Origin of the sequence: Candidatus Viadribacter manganicus (assembly GCF_001679665.1) — a bacterium.
Classification (GTDB): Bacteria; Pseudomonadota; Alphaproteobacteria; order Caulobacterales; family Aquidulcibacteraceae; genus Vitreimonas; species Vitreimonas manganica.
The window spans coordinates 1134682-1150952 of record NZ_CP013244.1; the positions used below are offsets into that span (position 1 = coordinate 1134682).

At 61.3% G+C, this 16271-nt stretch carries 11 protein-coding genes; 7 read left to right on the forward strand and 4 right to left on the reverse strand.

Annotated features, from left to right (window positions below):
- Nucleotides 1-84: 84 nt before the first annotated feature.
- Nucleotides 85-5115 carry an alpha-2-macroglobulin family protein gene (locus ATE48_RS06020; RefSeq protein ID WP_083197185.1) on the reverse strand — a complete coding sequence of 1677 codons (5031 nt, stop codon included), beginning with the start codon at nt 5113-5115 and terminating at the stop codon, nt 85-87.
- Nucleotides 5116-5307: 192 nt separating this feature from the next.
- Here ATE48_RS06020 and ATE48_RS06025 point away from each other — a divergent pair, with 192 nt between their 5' ends.
- Genes ATE48_RS06025 through ATE48_RS19960 form a run of 4 tightly spaced genes read left to right on the forward strand, consistent with a single transcriptional unit; the run spans nt 5308 to nt 9063 of the window.
- Nucleotides 5308-7053, forward strand: coding sequence for a class I adenylate-forming enzyme family protein (locus ATE48_RS06025; RefSeq protein ID WP_066768931.1), 1746 nt, complete (start codon nt 5308-5310; stop codon nt 7051-7053).
- A 55-nt stretch (nt 7054-7108) separates the two neighbouring features.
- Entirely contained in the window at nt 7109-7354 is a 246-nt protein-coding gene (locus ATE48_RS06030) for a DUF2188 domain-containing protein (RefSeq protein ID WP_066768934.1), read from the forward strand.
- Between the two features lie 39 nt (nt 7355-7393).
- Nucleotides 7394-8845, forward strand: coding sequence for a pyridoxal phosphate-dependent decarboxylase family protein (locus ATE48_RS06035; RefSeq protein ID WP_228126811.1), 1452 nt, complete (start codon nt 7394-7396; stop codon nt 8843-8845).
- Between the two features lie 35 nt (nt 8846-8880).
- Entirely contained in the window at nt 8881-9063 is a 183-nt protein-coding gene (locus tag ATE48_RS19960; RefSeq protein WP_066768937.1) for a hypothetical protein, read from the forward strand.
- A gap of 55 nt (nt 9064-9118) precedes the next feature.
- On the opposite strand, the gene ATE48_RS06045 is transcribed toward ATE48_RS19960, so the two are convergent.
- Both ATE48_RS06045 and ATE48_RS06050 read right to left on the reverse strand, forming a co-directional pair.
- Nucleotides 9119-10093, reverse strand: coding sequence for an alpha/beta fold hydrolase (locus ATE48_RS06045; protein ID WP_066768939.1), 975 nt, complete (start codon nt 10091-10093; stop codon nt 9119-9121).
- Nucleotides 10094-10205: 112 nt separating this feature from the next.
- Entirely contained in the window at nt 10206-12056 is a 1851-nt protein-coding gene (locus ATE48_RS06050; RefSeq protein WP_066768942.1) for a monovalent cation:proton antiporter-2 (CPA2) family protein, read from the reverse strand.
- A gap of 116 nt (nt 12057-12172) precedes the next feature.
- Here ATE48_RS06050 and ATE48_RS06055 point away from each other — a divergent pair, with 116 nt between their 5' ends.
- The 3 genes from ATE48_RS06055 to ATE48_RS06065 all read left to right on the forward strand — a co-directional run bounded on the left by ATE48_RS06055 (nt 12173) and on the right by ATE48_RS06065 (nt 14069).
- Complete coding sequence (locus ATE48_RS06055) at nt 12173-12814, forward strand: histidine phosphotransferase family protein (protein WP_066768943.1); 642 nt, start codon at nt 12173-12175, stop codon at nt 12812-12814.
- Nucleotides 12815-12879: 65 nt separating this feature from the next.
- A complete protein-coding gene (locus ATE48_RS06060) occupies nt 12880-13245 on the forward strand; it encodes a response regulator (protein ID WP_066768944.1) in 366 nt (121 codons plus the stop codon).
- Nucleotides 13245-14069 (forward strand): CheR family methyltransferase, encoded by an 825-nt coding sequence (locus ATE48_RS06065; protein WP_083197186.1) that lies wholly within the window; start codon nt 13245-13247, stop codon nt 14067-14069. Before ATE48_RS06060 ends, ATE48_RS06065 begins: the two co-directional genes overlap by 1 nt.
- On the opposite strand, the gene ATE48_RS06070 is transcribed toward ATE48_RS06065, so the two are convergent.
- Nucleotides 14066-16171, reverse strand: a complete 2106-nt coding sequence (locus ATE48_RS06070; protein WP_066768945.1) for a hybrid sensor histidine kinase/response regulator — start codon at nt 16169-16171, stop codon at nt 14066-14068. The genes ATE48_RS06065 and ATE48_RS06070 overlap by 4 nt on opposite strands.
- Nucleotides 16172-16271 lie beyond the last annotated feature (100 nt).

Below are 16271 nucleotides of genomic sequence, written 5' to 3' on the forward strand. Positions count from 1 at the left end.
CAACGTCATGGCTGTTTGAAACTTGCAGAGAACGGGGCTTCACCCCGCCCTCTGCCCCCTCCTCTCAAGAGGAGGGGAATTTGATCAACTCCGCGGCGCGATTACGATGGCGCCAGTGCTGGTCCGCGCCATGACGCCTGGGCGATACATGTCCTCGACCTGCGCCGCCGGCATTGTATAGCGGCCCGGCGTCACCGCGCGCGCAATGTAAGCGTAGCGGAACTGGCCACGCAGATTGGCCGAAGCAACGAAACGATCGTCACGCATCTCTTGCACTTGCGTGTAGGTGATCGAACCAATCCAAGAGAATGGCCCGCTGCGCACTGTGCCGTCATAGTTCGTACCGCCCGCGCCATCGCTGGGATTGAGCAGCGTCTCAATCTCAAGTCCGGCCGGCAACAGATCGACGACGACAGTCGGGAAGTTGCGCGCACCTTCTGGCTGCCCCGAAAGCACAACCACAACCCGATCGCCCTGACGGATCGAGTCCAGATCGGCGAGCGACCCATCGAGACGATAGATCGTCTTACTCACCTGGTAACCCGCCTGCATCGAAGGGGGCGCTTCGCGTGGAGCGCCCGAAAGCGCCATCGTTCGCCACACCGGTCCGCGCGCCGCATTGCGGAACACGAGACCTGCCGCGAGTTGCTGCGCGGACGCCATCGTGCGGCGCGTCGCCAACGCCTCGCCATTCAGCGTCACGTTCACCGGACCCGCGCGCTCCTGCAGCGAGTTTGCCGCGAGCAGCAGCTGCACTTGCTCTTGAGTCATCAGTTCGCCCGCATCCGGCGCATCACGCTCAAGGCGCCGCCGCAAGCGATCGACCAGCTCGGTCTCACCCGCTTCCCCAGCCAATGCCAGCACACCAGCCAAATCGCGCAATGGCGTTTGATACCAGTCACCAGTGTTGCGATAGCCAAGCGCCTGCTCGGCCAACCGGAATGCATTACGCGAGCGCGCCCGATCGCCCATATGCGCCAGCGCCGCCGCGATCTGCGCCCGCGCCAGAGGCGAAGGCTCGTTTGCGAGGCGGTTATCGTGGAAGTAGCGGAGCTGACCGATATCGGCCTCACCCGCCTTCGCCAGCACATAGAGCGCATAAGCGGCGGCGCGTGAACGCAACAACTCGGTTGTGTCGTTCGAGCCCGGCCAACGATAGACCTCGAACTCATAACGCACTGAGCCGAAATCGTTCAGCCGCGCCACACGCCGCAACGCGCCATAGGCTTGCTGCATGGGTTGACGCGGCACCGCATAGCCCGCCCGTTGCGCACGCAACAGGAAGTCTGTCGCGTATGCACCGAGCCATGGCGAAGCGTTGCCGTCACCGGAACTCCAGAGTCCGAACGAACCATCCGGGGCCTGGCGATCGAGCAATTGCGTCGCCGCTTCCTGGATGCGGCGACGAATGCGCGGGTCGGCCGCGCGGTTCGTCTCCGCCGCCAGCGAGTTATAGTAGAGCAGCGGCATCGCCACCGAGGTCAGCTGCTCGGTGCAGCCGTATGGGTAACGATAAAGCGAATCCAGCAGCGGCGCCGGATCAATGCCGGCCAGGTTCGAGAACGAGATCAACGCCTGTGCGCTGGGCTGGAAGCCAGCCAACGCATCGGACGGCGCCCGCCACTGCGCACCCGCCACTTGCGGCTCGGTTCGTGTGACCGTGATCGGCAAGAACGGCGCACGCGATTGAATGTTGTAGGTGCGATCAACCGGCGTGAAGCCTTGGGGGCCTTCAAGACGCAGTCTGATTTCGCCAACACCCAAGCCGCCACCCGTAATCGGGATCAGCGCCGTTTGCCGGTTGCCACGCGTTAGGTTGAAGCGTCGCGGCGCGCTTTGGATCTGCGCCGTCTGCGAACCGCTCACCGTCACCGTATAGGCGCCGTTCGGCCCCTCAACGTTGTCGATGTTCAACGCACCCTGCGCCTGATCCCCCGGCGCAAGGAAGCGCGGCAAGATCAGTTCAGCCACCACCGGATCGCGCACGAGGACCTGTTCGGCATCCTGACCCAGCGCGTTCTCGCTCCAGGCCACCGCCATCAAGCGCAGCGTGCCGTTAAAGTCCGGAATGTCGATCGGGATCATGGCCCGCCCGCCACGCACTTCGACGATGTCGGAATAGAGCGAAACTGTTCGCGTCGGCACGACCGTGAGGCCTTCGCCGCCAAGAGAGTCACCACCCTGGCGCGGCGTTGCCGGCGCGCCGAGGTTCGGATTGAGCAAGCGCCCGTAGTCGTCGCGGAGCTGAACACCTAGCGCACGCCGGCCGAAGAAGTAGTCGACCGGGTTCGGGCTATCGTACTTAGTGATGTTGAGAATGCCCTCATCCACCAACGCGATTGCAACCCGCACGCGTTCGCCGGCGCCGCCGCCACGCACGCGCACCGGCACTTCGATATGCGTCCGTGGCCGAACGTTCTGCAGGCCTTCGCCCGCTTCGACCGTGAGCGTGCGGCCACCCATATCGACCGGCACATACGCAACGCCGATTGCGCGGCGCGGCACAGGCAGGTTCACAGGGTCGCGCGGCGTCATCACGGTCACGAGCACGTATGCGCCCGAGCCCCAATCGGCCGTAACCGGCAGGTCAATTGTCGCGCCGTCGGTTCCAACGCGAACCGTCCGCGTCTCGATGACACGATCCGTCGCAACAACGATTTGCGCCTCGCCAGCGTATGGCGGGCGGATTTGCACGCGAGCACGCGCGCCAGGACGCGTCGGATCAGTCGGCGCAACAACGCTGACCATGTCCGGCGTAGAATCATCGTCAGCGGGGCCACCCCAACCAACGCCGAAGCGCTGCGCGGCGACGATATCGTCGCCACGACGCAAGATCAGACGATACGAGCCCGAACGCAGACCTTCTTCGGAAATCCGCAACGGCTGGTTGGCGCCAACATCGGCCGTCGCGCCATCAACCGGAATATCCCGACCCGTACGGCGCCAGCGCCATTGGCCGCCATCTAGATACCAATCGTAGTTCCAGTCTTCTCGAACAATCTGCCACTGCACGCCGCGCACAGCCACGCGTTGGCCGTTCGCATTGAGTGCAATCACATCATAACCGACCACCTCGCCTGCTCCGGCGCGCCGGTTCTCGAACGTCGGCTTCATGCCGAGATAGATGTCATTCAAACGCACCGGCACGGTGAAGCTCTCACGCACGACACGCCCGCCCGGATCCGCAACGCTCGCAATCATACGCGCGCGCAGCGGCAAAGTTGTCTGCGGTTCGTCCGGCAGCTGGAAGGAAAGCTGCGCAGCGCCGGTTCCGTCCGTCACTGTCCCTGGGAGCTGGAAGAAGCGCTCGTCAAAGCTCTCATCCGCAACGCCGAACGCGTACCCTGCTTGCTCTGGGAACGGCGTTGGATCGATCATCAGCCGGCCTTCGGATTCCACGGCAAGCCCCGAGCCCGGTGCGCCGTAGAGGAAATCAGCCTGCACGTTGATCGGACGCGATTGCCCGCGACGCAGCACGTCTTCACTGGCTTCGATCCGCACGCGCAGCCGTTCCGGCACAAAATCTTCAACCGACCAGCTCACGCTGCCGGCCATTTCCTCTTGGCCGTCCACAAGGAGCTGCGCGCTCCAGACGCCGCGCGGCGACGAACGATCAAGGTCGATGTTCTTGGCGATCGCACCCGCATCGACCGCCTCCGTCATCCGGATACGGCGCGCTTCAGTGCCGTTCGGACGATAGACCACCAGCGTCGATTGGCGGTTTGAAATGGCGCGTCCAACTTGGTCGCGGATCAGGCCGATCAAACGCACCCGCTCGCCCGGTCGATAGATACCGCGCTCCGTATAAAGATACGCGTCGACATCACCAGGCGTTGCGCGCCCATCCACACCGCGATCGGAAAGATCGAGGCTCGGGCGTTGTAGGTCGAGCGCCGCGAAGTCACCCTCTGCGCCATACGCCATCACGTAACGCGCGCGCGCCGGGCCGTCGCCGTTCACCAGCGCATCGTTGAAATGCACACGTCCGTCGCGATCAGTGCGCGTGCGCGCCAGTTCTTCGTTGTTCTCCGCGATAAGCGTCAGCGTCACGTTGCTCATCGGCCGCGCCGTGCGCAAAGAGCGCACGACAACGTCAAGACCAGTCGCGCCCGAGAAGCTCTGCAGAGCCATGTCAGTGTAGAGGATCCAGCGATATGACGAGGCGACGGACTCGTTGTCGCCATCGCCGCGCTGACCAGCGCTTGGCGAAACGTCGCGAACCTTCACGACGTACGCGCCGGGCCGAAGCTCGCGCAGGGCGCCCGCCAGCGAAAATACGGTCGTCACCGCGTCATTGCGCACGCGCGTATCGACGTCGATTTCGCCCTTATAAACGGAAACGCCTACGTTTTCGCCGGCGCCGTTGAAGCTCCAATAGTTCCAGCCACCCTCTTCGTTGTTTTCACCTTGCTCCAATTGATACTGGGACAAAATGCGATCAGGGACACGCAGCACTTCAACTTCCAGGCGCGAGACGTTGACGGTTTCGATCGCAATGCCGTCAGCTTCCGAACGTGGCAGGATCACGCCGCCGCCCGCAAAGCCGACGTAAGCTGGGCGATCGCCGAAGGTCAGCGTGAAGTTTTCGTCGTACTCAGTGCGCTCGCCAGTCTGCGAGGGCAGGCCTTGGCGGATCGTAACTTGCCGTTCCGGCTCAAGCGGCAATCCGCCCAAGCACAAAAGATTGCCGGACACATCGACTTGGAACGGCGCAACCGGATCGAGAGAAATATAGTCAGCAAAGTTGACCGACGGATCGGTCGAGAGATTTTGTGAAAACTCCAAGCACGCGCGCGGCTCGGGTCTGTTCATCTCCGCCCGCAAGCGTACGAATGCCATGCCATCGACTTGCGGCAGACCCGCGCGTGGCGCGTTACCACCGCGCGCCGTCCCGCCAGCGCCAATCGAGCCGAGTTGTGCAAACTCAAACGCAGGCGCACCAAGCGAAACACGCCCGAGCACAGCGCCACCCCAAAGGCCGACAAGCAACGCCATTGACGTTGCGAGCACAGTGGTGCGGTGCGTAACCGCCCAATCGCGCGCCGGCGCAACCCAAGACCAATTCCACTTCCGCGGATCGACACGCTCCGCGAGCGATTTCCAATCGAAGGCCATGTCGCGCGTCTCCCGTCCCGGCTGGGGTCAGCATCATGCTTGCCCGAGGCTCGCGCACCCAGCAAGTGACCATTAAATTCCGGCAAAGTTTAGTTCGGCGCTGCTGTTGCTCACCGCGAGGCGACGTGTTTCAACACTCGCAATCAAAAATGACGCTGGCGGCGCCTTTGCAGCCAAGCGCGGGAGGAACTGATGACCGACGGCGCAAAGCCCGCCTTTCCAGCGATGTCTATTGAGCAGGCGCACGCGCTTTTAACTGCGCCCGGCTCGCCGCTTGAGGTTGGCGAAGAGGAAGTGCGCGGCATCCGTATGAAAGTATGGAAGAACGCCCCTCCGACGCTGCGGGAAATTTATGCCGCCGGCGCCGCCTTCGGCGCGCGCGATCACCTCGTTTTTGAAAACGAGCGCGCAACTGTCGCCGCCTTTCAGGCCGCCGCGAACAAATTCGCCCACCAACTCATCGCCGATGGCGTAAAGCCCGGTGATCGCGTGGCCCTCATCATGCGCAACTTGCCAGAATGGCCGGTGGCGTTTTGGGGCGCGGTTCTCGCTGGGGCAATCGTCACCCCCCTAAACGCGTGGTGGACAGGACCCGAGCTTGAGTACGGCCTCAAGAACTCCGGCTCATCCCTCGCGATCATGGATGTCGAACGTTATGAGCGCGTCCGCGAGCATCTCGATAACTGCCCTGATCTCAAAAAAATCTACGTCTCGCGGTCTAAGGAAGAAATCGCCGACCCACGCATCGAACGACTTGAGACCATTGTCGGCACAACAGCCGACTGGGCCTCGATCCCCGCCAACGCTCCACCGGCCATCGCGACCAAGGCCGATGACGATGTCGCCATCTTCTACACCTCAGGCACGACGGGAAACCCAAAAGGCGCGGTGATTTCTCATCGCAACATCATCTCCAACATGCTGAACGCCATGTCGGCGCAAGCGCGCGCATTCCTGCGCCGCGGCGAAGCTCCGCCTGCGCCGGATCCAAACGGTCCGCAGCGCTCGTTCCTGATCTCGGTGCCATTTTTTCACGCCACCGGCTGCTTCGCGATCATGATCCCGGCCATGTTGACGGGAAATAAGATCGTCATGCAGCGCCGTTGGGATGTCGATCAAGCGCTACCGCTCATGGAGAAGGAGCGCATCACGCACTTCGGCGGCGTGCCAACGATCGCGTGGCAAGTGCTCGAACACCCGAAGATCAATGACTACGACCTCTCATCCATCGAAGGCGTTTCCTATGGCGGCGCACCCGCCGCGCCGGAACTCGTGAACCGCATCAAAGCACGCTTCCCAAGCGCTCAACCCGGCCAAGGCTGGGGCATGACCGAAACCTCCGCGACTGCGGTCTCAAACGGCTCGGAAGACTACATGCGTAAGCCCGCCTCTACCGGCGTGCCATCAGCGACAGGCGAAGCAAAGATCGTCTCGCTTGAAGGCCAAGAGCTGCCACGCGGCGAAGTCGGTGAGCTTTGGTACAAGGGCCCGATTGTCGTGCGCGGTTATTGGCAAAACGAAAAAGCCACCAAAGAAACTTTCATCGACGGCTGGATCAAAACCGGCGACCTCGCGAAGATCGACGACGAGGGCTTCATCTATATCGTCGACCGCGCCAAGGACATGCTGATCCGCGGCGGCGAGAACATCTACTGCGTCGAAGTCGAGAACGCGCTTTACGATCACCCAGCAGTCATGGACGCGGCGGTCGTCGGCAAGCCGCACATGCAGCTCGGCGAAGAGCCGCTCGCCGTTGTGCACTTGAAGCCAGGCACGTCAGCGACAAGCGAAGAGCTGCGTCATCACTGCGCGCAGAAGATCGCCGCCTTCAAGGTGCCGGTCGAAGTTCTGTTCTGGCCCGAGACGTTGCCGCGCAACGCCAACGGCAAGATCATGAAGAGCGAACTGAAAAAGCAGATCGAGAACCCGCAGTTCTGATTGGCCTTGAAATACCCCCCGCAAAGCGCAAGTTGAGCGGGAGGAGACCTCGCCCATGACCAAGATTATCTATGAGATCGTCCGCCACGATGGCGGCTGGGCGTTCAAGCTCGACGGCACACTATCGAACACCTACGCGACGCACGACGCCGCCTACAACGCCGCCAAGCGCGTCGCCATCGAGCAGATGCGACCCGGCGAAACCGCGGGGATTTCGTGGGAAGACGAACGCGGCCGTTGGCACGACGAAATCTCTCCCGGCGATGACCGTCCTGAAATCGGCATCGTCGACAACACCTGAGGCTAACGCCTTTTCGGACACCTGCGCAGGACTAGCGTCATGCTTGGCCTGTCGAAGCAGACGCGGGCCACGCAAATGGAAGATTTTCGAAAGTGGGCGGTGCGCGCCGCAGAATGGGGCGTGGATTATCGCGCGCACCTGCGCAACATGCCGGTGCGCCCGCCAGTGCGCCCGGGCGACATCGCAGCGAAGATCGCACCTTCACCGCCGGAAACGCCCGAGCCGTTCGACAAAGTCTTCGCCGATTTCGAACGCGACATCGCGCCAGGCATGACACATTGGCAGCATCCGCGCTTCTTTGCCTACTTCCCCGCAAACTCCGCGCCCGCTTCCCTCATCGCCGAGCATCTCGTCAACGCCATCGGCGCGGTGTGCATGCTCTGGCAAACATCTCCTGCCGCCACCGAACTCGAAACCCGCGCCGTCGACTGGCTGCGACAAGCATTCGGCCTACCGGATGCATTCCAAGGCTGCATCCAAGACACCGCCTCAACGGCAACATTGGCCGCCGTATTGGTCATGCGCGAACGCGCCTTGAACTTCACAGGCAATCAACGCGGCCTCACCAACACGCCGCGACTGCGCGTCTATTGCTCTGCTGAAGCGCACTCCTCGATCGATCGCGCAATCTGGTTTTCCGGCATCGGCGCCGACAATCTCGTTCGCATCCCGATCAAGGGCCCACAAAGGGGCGCTGATCCCGAGGCGCTTTGCGCCCTCATCGCCGCAGACATTTCCGCCGGCTACAAGCCCGCAGGCATCATCGCCAATGTCGGCGCCACCGGCGTGGGCGCAACCGATCCGGTCGCCGACCTCGCGGTCATCGCCCACGAACACGATCTCTACCTCCACGTCGACGCCGCATGGGCAGGCGCCGCGATGATTTGCCCGGAACTGCGCCCGCTTTGGGCCGGCGCCGAGCAAGCCGACTCCATCGTCGTCAACGCACACAAATGGCTGGGCGCTCAAGCCCACTGCAGCATTCACTTTGTCCGCGATCCAGCTAGCCTAACACGCACCCTCGCCGCGAAGCCGGACTACCTCAAGACATTGGGACTTAGCGAAGTCGTGAACTACAGCGAATGGGGCGTTCCGCTCGGCCGCCAGTTTCGCGCCCTCAAACTCTGGTTCGTATTGCGCGCTTACGGCCTCGAAGGCCTACGCAACATGATCCGCAACCACATCACGTGGTCGCGCGCCCTCTGCGAGAAGCTCCGCGGCACGCCGCATTTCGAAATCGCCACCGAGCCGGCTTATTCGCTCTTTTCATTCCGCTACACCAAAGGCGGCAATCTCGATGAACTGAACCTAGCGCTGGTCGAAGCGATCAATGCCGACGGCCGCATCTATCTCACGCAAACACGTGTTGACGGCGACGTTGTCATCCGTTTCCAGGTCGGTCAATTCGAATGTACTGAAGCCGACGTGACGAGCGCCTACGAGGTCATCACGGAGATTGCCAAGCGTATTACTGCAGATGCGCCTCGATGAACCAAAGGTCCTTATCGATCTGACGCGATACACCGGTGAACAAGACCTTTCACGTTCCAGTGCGCCTGCTTCACAGCGAGCCGCAGATCGATCGTGTCCACCAAGCGCCCATTCAAGAGCGCGATCATCGCCTTATGCGTATTGTCCGCGAGATCGTTGCGGTTGTCGGCATTACCGCGCCTCCTCAGGCACACGATATGGGTTCGCGCGCGCCGTAGGACAACGCAATCATCCATAGGGTTGATCGCTGTCGTGGATCGATTTTGCCTGTAGTCAGAGCGTCGCGAGCCAGTCGATCAGCAACCCTGTCGTCTCTTTCGGCGCTTCCTGCTGGGTCCAATGGCCGATGCGGGGGATCATATGCGATCCGCGATGGTCGGACGTGTTGGCAGCCATCCGCTCAAACGCGGCCTCGGCGCTGGCGCCGAACATCTTCAGCACGAGATCGTTCTCACCAACGATGAACAGCGATGGTTGGTGAACGACACGATCATGGATCGTGCTCATATACTCAAAATCACGCGTGTGATTGCGATAGCGATTGATCGGACCTCGAAAGCCGGAATTCGTAAATTCAGCCGTGAAGTAATCGATGTCTTCCGGCGTCATCCACCAGGGAAAAGGTTCCGGGTCGGGCAAGCCGTCCAACAGGTGGTCACCGTGCTTCTTATCTGGACCGCCCCAATAGCCTTGCGAGTCCCCGCTTCCCGCATAATAGAGCTTGCGAAGACCGCCGCGCACATCCGCTTCGAACGCCGCTTCCGCAACGCCTTCATCCTTGAAGTAGGCTTGATAGAAAAACTTGCCCTGGTCGATGTACATCGCCTTGATCAGCGCATCGAGCGACATCGGCGGCAATCCGAACCACGGCACGCTCAAACCCGCCACAGCGCGCACTTTGTCGGGATGCAGGACCGCCGTGTGCCAAACGATCGGGGCGCCCCAATCGTGGCCAATCAGAACTGCTGGCTTGCCGGGTGACAATGCTTCGATGACGCCCGCGACATCAGCGGCAATTTCTTTTATCGCGTAAGCTTCAACCGCGTGCGGTTTATCGGAACCGCCATAGCCACGCACATCGATCGCGCATGCAGTGAAGCCCGCCGCCGCCAGCGGCGCCATTTGATGGCGCCAGGAATACCAGCTCTCTGGAAATCCGTGGACCATCACCACCAACGGCCCCTCACCCTGGATCGCGGCGCGAACCTTGATGCCATTGGTGTCGATCATGCGGAATTCGGGTTTCATGGCGTCTATCTCCCGGCAGCATCACGCGGCGGTGAGAGACGAGCGTCTCTCTCTCCGGCGCCAGCTTAGCAGCAAATCTGAAAGCGCACGCCGCTTACGTTGCGAGAGCCTCTCAGTTCGCTTCGTCGGCCTCTTCCAACACCTCCGCCGCCTCTTCGTTGAGAGCACGCCCCTCCTGACGCGGCTTTGTGAATGGCGTCGGTTGAGGCGTTGTTGTGTTGTTGCGCCAAAGCCCGCGCCCTGCCTCGATGCCGCCGGCAAGCTGCATCTCGAAGCGCTCCGCATCACGTTCACGCACATCTTCGATGGTCTCGGCAATTTCGAGATCGGAAAAGCCAAGGTCGCGTAGCACAGCACCGCTGAACGTCAGCGAGGACTCAAACAATTCGCGCAACTGATACTCAACGCCAGCCTTCACCAAGCGCATCGAATGGCCCCGATCGTAGGACCGCGCGAAAATCTTGGCGTGCGGGAATTCCGATTTTACCAAAGAGACAATGTGATCGGTCGTCTCCGGCTTATCGACGCAGATCAAAATAGCCTCCGCCGTCCCGGCGCCCGATGCGCGCAACACATCAAGGCGCGTGCCATCGCCGTAATAGACTTTGAATCCGAAATTCGCGGCAACGCGGATCATCTCAACATCGGTCTCGATCAACGAAATATCGACACCCCGCGCCAACAATGATTGGCTGACAACTTGAGCGAAGCGTCCAAAGCCGATGAACAGAACTTGGCCGCGCAGGTCACGCGCCTTTTCAACGCCATCGAGAGACACCTTCTGCGGCGGCGTCAAGCGATTGAGCGCAAGCACGACAAGCGGCGTCAACGCCATCGAGATGATGACAATCGCTGTCATCACCGCCGCAATCCGCGCGTCCATCACGCCAGCGGAAAGCGCTGCGGCATAAAGAACGAACGCAAACTCGCCCCCTTGCGCGAACAATGCCGCCCGCCGCACCGCTTCGCGTTGATCAGCTTTGAACACACGCGCGACGCCATAAATCCCCAGCGCTTTGACCGCCATGAACGCAACAACGCCCGCGGCGATCAGCTGCCAATCGGCAAGGACGACAGTGACGTTGAGCGACATGCCAACACTGATGAAAAACAACGCCAGCAAGATCCCCCGGAACGGTTCAACGTCGGCTTCGAGCTGATGCCTGAACACTGAGTCCGACAACAACACGCCGGCGAGAAACGCGCCCATCGCCATTGAGAGGCCGCCAATGTCCATCAGCAATGCCGAACCCAGCACGACTAGAAGCGCCGCTGCCGTCATGACTTCGCGCGCACCCGAGCGCGCCAGCACGCCGAACAGTGGATTGAGCACGAAGCGCCCAGCGAGAAACACGAGCGCGATCGCGCCAACACCCAATGCAATCGTCTGCCACAGTGGCGGCGCATCCGCCTGAACACCGATTGTCACCCCGGCGATGATCGCGACGGCCGCAAGCAGCGGCACGATCATCAGATCCTCGAACAACAAGATCGAGACGTTGCGTTGGCCCGCCTCGCTCGAAGTCTCGCCCGCCTCGTCCATCATCTTCATGATGACGGCGGTAGATGACAGCACAAAACCCGACGCACCAATCGCCGCCGCCGCCCATGGCAAGCCTGCAGCGATGCCGACGAACGACAACAGCACGATGGCTGTTGTCGCCTGCGCGGCGCCCAGGCCGAATATTTCCTTTCGCAGCGCCCACAGCTTAGCCGGACGCATTTCAAGGCCGATGATGAACAAGAACATCACGACACCGAACTCGGCGACATGGAGGATGTTTTCCGGATCACGGAATATCCCCAACCCGAACGGTCCGATCACCAGACCCGCGGCGAGGTAACCAAGCACCGAGCCCAGCCCCAAACGCCGAAACAGCGGCGCCGCCACGACCGCCGTCGCCAGCAAAGCCACCGCGTGCTCAAGGCCCAATCCACCGACCGCCACAGCCTCAGCCGCCATCAGCGCAACCTTTTCAAAGAGAAGGCTCCCATGTGGCGCCCTTTAAGCCACCTTTGAACCCCTTCCTCGGGGCTCGAATCATTTATGTTGGGCGCTTCCCCGATTCGGAGCGCGATATGATCGAGAACACGAAGCTGACCGCGCTTGTCGCATCGCGCATCTGCCACGACATGGTCGAGCCGATGAGCGCGATCATCCAAGGTCTCGAAATGATCAAGGATGGCGACGGCAAGCCCGATCCTGATGCGCTTTCGTTGCTTGATCACGGCGTTGGCAAGGCCTGGGCGAAACTAGAGTTCTTCCGCTTCGCCATGGCCGGTGCGATGGCCGAAGGCGACAGCGAGCTTGAAGAAGGCCATGCCGTCGCGACCAAGCTCTATAGCGTGCTGAAATCGGAGCTGATCTGGTCGGCGCCTGCCGTAAAGATGCCGCGCCCGGCCGTGCGCGTGATCGTCAATTTGTTGCTGATCGCTAACGAGTGTTTGCCCCGCGGCGGCACGGTCGAAATTACGGCATCGAAACAAGGAGACGTTGGCGAGGTCATCGTCACCGCCACGGGCCCACGCGGCAAACTGAAGGACGCGACCTTCGCGGCGCTTAAGGGCGAAGGTGACGATCTCAACGGCCACACCATCCAGCCGACCTTGACCGGCCTCCTCGCCCGCCAAGGCGGCGTCGAACTCTCAGCCCGCGAAACCGCTGGCGAAGCGGCCAACAAGATTGAGCTTATCGCGCGCTCGGCCTCGTTCCAGCTCTGAGAACCTTTAAGCTCCATTAACCGGCGCACCCGAAGAGTTGGGGCGAATCCGACGGAGTTCGCCATATGAGACGCTGCCTTGTCGTTGACGACAGCCGCGTGATCCGAAAAGTCGCGCGCCGCATCTTGGAAGATATGCGGTTTGAGATCGAGGAGGCCGCAGACGGCCTTGAAGCGCTGCAGGCGTGCCGGCGACGGATGCCCGAGGCAATTCTGCTCGACTGGACCATGCCGGTGATGAGCGGCATCGATTTTCTGAAGCAACTTCGCCAAGAGCCGGGCGGCGACAAGCCGACGGTTGTGTTCTGCACAACAGAGAACGACGTCGAACGCATCACTGAAGCGCTGAAGGCCGGCGCCGACGAATACATGATGAAGCCGTTCGACGGTGACATTCTGCACTCCAAATTTGCCGAGGCGGGCCTCATCTGATGTTGAACGACGCCGAGGTCACGCTGGTCGCGCGGGAAGTTAAATCACGCTCCGGCGCGGTGCTGACCAAAGATATGGCCGGCGCGATTTCCATTCGCCTGCAGCCCTTGGCGCGGCGCGAAGGCTTTGCCAGCGTGCCTGAATTGATCGGCGCGGCGCGCAATCGCGCCGACGGGGCGCTTTGGAGCGCAATCGCCGATAACCTGGCGCAAAGCGACACGCGCTTCTTCCGCGATCGCTCGCAATTTGAGCGCTTGCGTACGCAACTCCTGCCCGAAGCCCTGAAGCGCCGCGGCCATGAGCGGGTGCGGATATGGTCGGCGGGCTGCGCTAGCGGGCAAGAAGCCTATTCCATTGCGATGATCATCGAAGAGATGCGCAATGAAGGCTTAAACCCAGCGGTGGAGGTAGTTGCCACCGATCTTTCAGAGCGCCTTCTCGATAAGGCCCGCGCCGGGCTTTACACGCAGTTTGAAATTCAGCGCGGACTGCCGATCCGCAAGCTCATCGCCTATTTCGAAAAAGCTGGCGATCTTTGGCGCATTTCAGATCGCTTGCGCGCGGGCGTGCGCTTCGAGCAGCACAACCTCATGAAGCATCCGGGCGAACTTGGTCAGTTCGATGTCATCATTCTCGCGCACGTCCTGCCCTCGTTCGACCAGGAGACACGCATTGACGTCCTGCGCCGCGTCTCCGATGCGTTGACGCCGAACGGCGTCCTGATGCTTGGCGCCGGCGAGACGCTGCCCGAAGGCTGCGAGAACCTGAAGCTCGAAAACGGCGTGGTGCGCAAGCACACTGCGGTGCGCATCGCCGCCGCCTAGCCTGTCGCTCTTGAGGCTTGCGAACCAACCTGCAAACTCGCCAGATGCGCCGTCAACGCATCGATCGAAAATGGCTTTTGCAAGAACGACACGCCGGGTGCCAACCTGCCTGTGCCGGTGAGTTTATCGTGTGTGTAGCCCGACACCAGCACGGTGTTGAGGCGCGGATTGCGCTCTTGTAAAACTTCTGCCAATTGCGGACCGGACATTTGCGCGGTGAGCACGACATCGGCGATGACGACGTCAAACACTCCCTCATCGTACAATTGAAGCGCGCGCGGACCGTCAGGCGCTGTCACCACGATGTGACCTTTATCGCGCAGCGAAAGCGCCAGAGCATCGCGGATCAATTCGTCGTCATCGACGAGCAGAATGCTCAATCCCACAGATGCGCCGTTCTTTCCCCCGACTGGCTTGGATGAAGCAGGCGCTTCTTTGTGCTCGCGCATGAGTGGGAAGGTCAACGTAAAGGTCGTGCCGGCCCCGGGCGAGCTTTGCACGGCAACCTCACCGCCTGATTGGGTGACAAAACCATGCACCATGGAGAGGCCGAGGCCGGTTCCGCCGTCACCGCTTTTGGTTGTGAAAAAGGGCTCAAAAACCTGGCTGAGATGCGCAGGGTCGATGCCGGCCCCTGTGTCACTGACCGTGATCACGCCGAACTCAGCGCCAGCACGGCTCTCTACTTTCGTGCTTAGGCGAAGTATTCCGCCAGCAGGCATCGCGTCTTTGGCGTTCACGGCGAGATTTATGAGCGCGCTATTCAACTGATTGGGATCGAGGAGCGCCGTTACTTCCGAGCTGTGAAAATCCAGCATCAAACGAATGTCGCTCGGAATGAGCGCGGACACGAGATTGGCCGCCTCAGCTATGGCCTTATTCAAGTCAGTCGGACGCGGGGTCAGCAATTGCTGGCGTGAAAACGCAAGCAATCCACGTGTTAGGCTGGACGCGCGTTCGGTCGCCTTCAAAATTGTATCGACGAGCTTGTTGTACCTTGGATCGTCTTGTTTCGTCGTCTGCAACAGGTCGGCGGAATTGAGCACGGCGGTTAGGACGTTGTTGAAGTCGTGCGCGATGCCGCCTGCCAGGCGGCCAACCGATTCAAGGCGTTGCGCTTGGCGCAATCCCTCTTCCAGCTGCACGCGCGAAGTGATGTCGGCAAAAACACCGTGGAGATTGATGGCGACGCCATCGACGATCGTCGCCCGCCCGACGGCGCGCACCCATCTTTCATTGCCGCGAGCAGTTCGGATTTGGAGCTCCATATCCCAGGCCTGCCCGGTCTCACCTGCCAGGGCGACGGCGGCTTCGAACTTTGGCCGCGACTCCGCCGTGTAGAAATCGAGAGCGTTTTCGAGCGTTGGGACGAAACGCTCATCCACCTCATGAATCTGCCTCGTTTGAGCGGTCCATTCGAGCTGGTTGGTGCGCAGATCCAACCTCCAGCCGCCTACCTCGGCGAGTGATGAGGTTTCCTCCAGGAGATCCATGCTGTCCGCCAGCCTGGCGCTGATCTGCTCCAGCGAACGGTTAGCACGAGCCAGCGTAGCGTCGGATTGATTGAGCGCCCTTGCCGCCGCCAGCACCGACACGCACGCTCCGAAAGTGGCGAGCGTACTGACGAGCGCTTCAAACACAGACCAATGTGACCAAGCGTGCCAGGAAACCAGCGCGAACAATGCGATGAGCGGCGGCGTTGTTAAAATCGCGCCGGCGCGCCAATCCTTTTGCCCACCGAGCGCGCCGTAAAGCGCCGTCGTCAGCAATCCGATCGTCGCGGCGGTGCGGCCGAGTTCGGTATCCGAACGCCACAGCAACAGGCCGAAGCAAACCCAAAGCGCCGACATCGCCGTGAGCGACATCAAATGCGCCAGCGCGTATTGCATCGCGCCTTTGGACAAGCGTTCCCGAAGCAGTGTTGCGGCCCGCTCCACCAACAACATCGCCACGAACCAGATTAGCGCAACCACAGGCGAACTGAGTTGCCAGAGAAAACCTGAAACGACGGTCACGATCGGCAGGCGCACGCCGCCGAAACGGCCATTGTGGCGAGCATTGCGCACCAGAGCTTCGGCATTCTCAAGCTGTGGCCACGCCATGCACAGATCCCGTGAGATTCACATTTGTGACAGGCTAGCTCTGTTGGCCTTGATTGCACGCAACGGATTGAGGCGCGGGCCGATTTTTGTGAACTGGCGA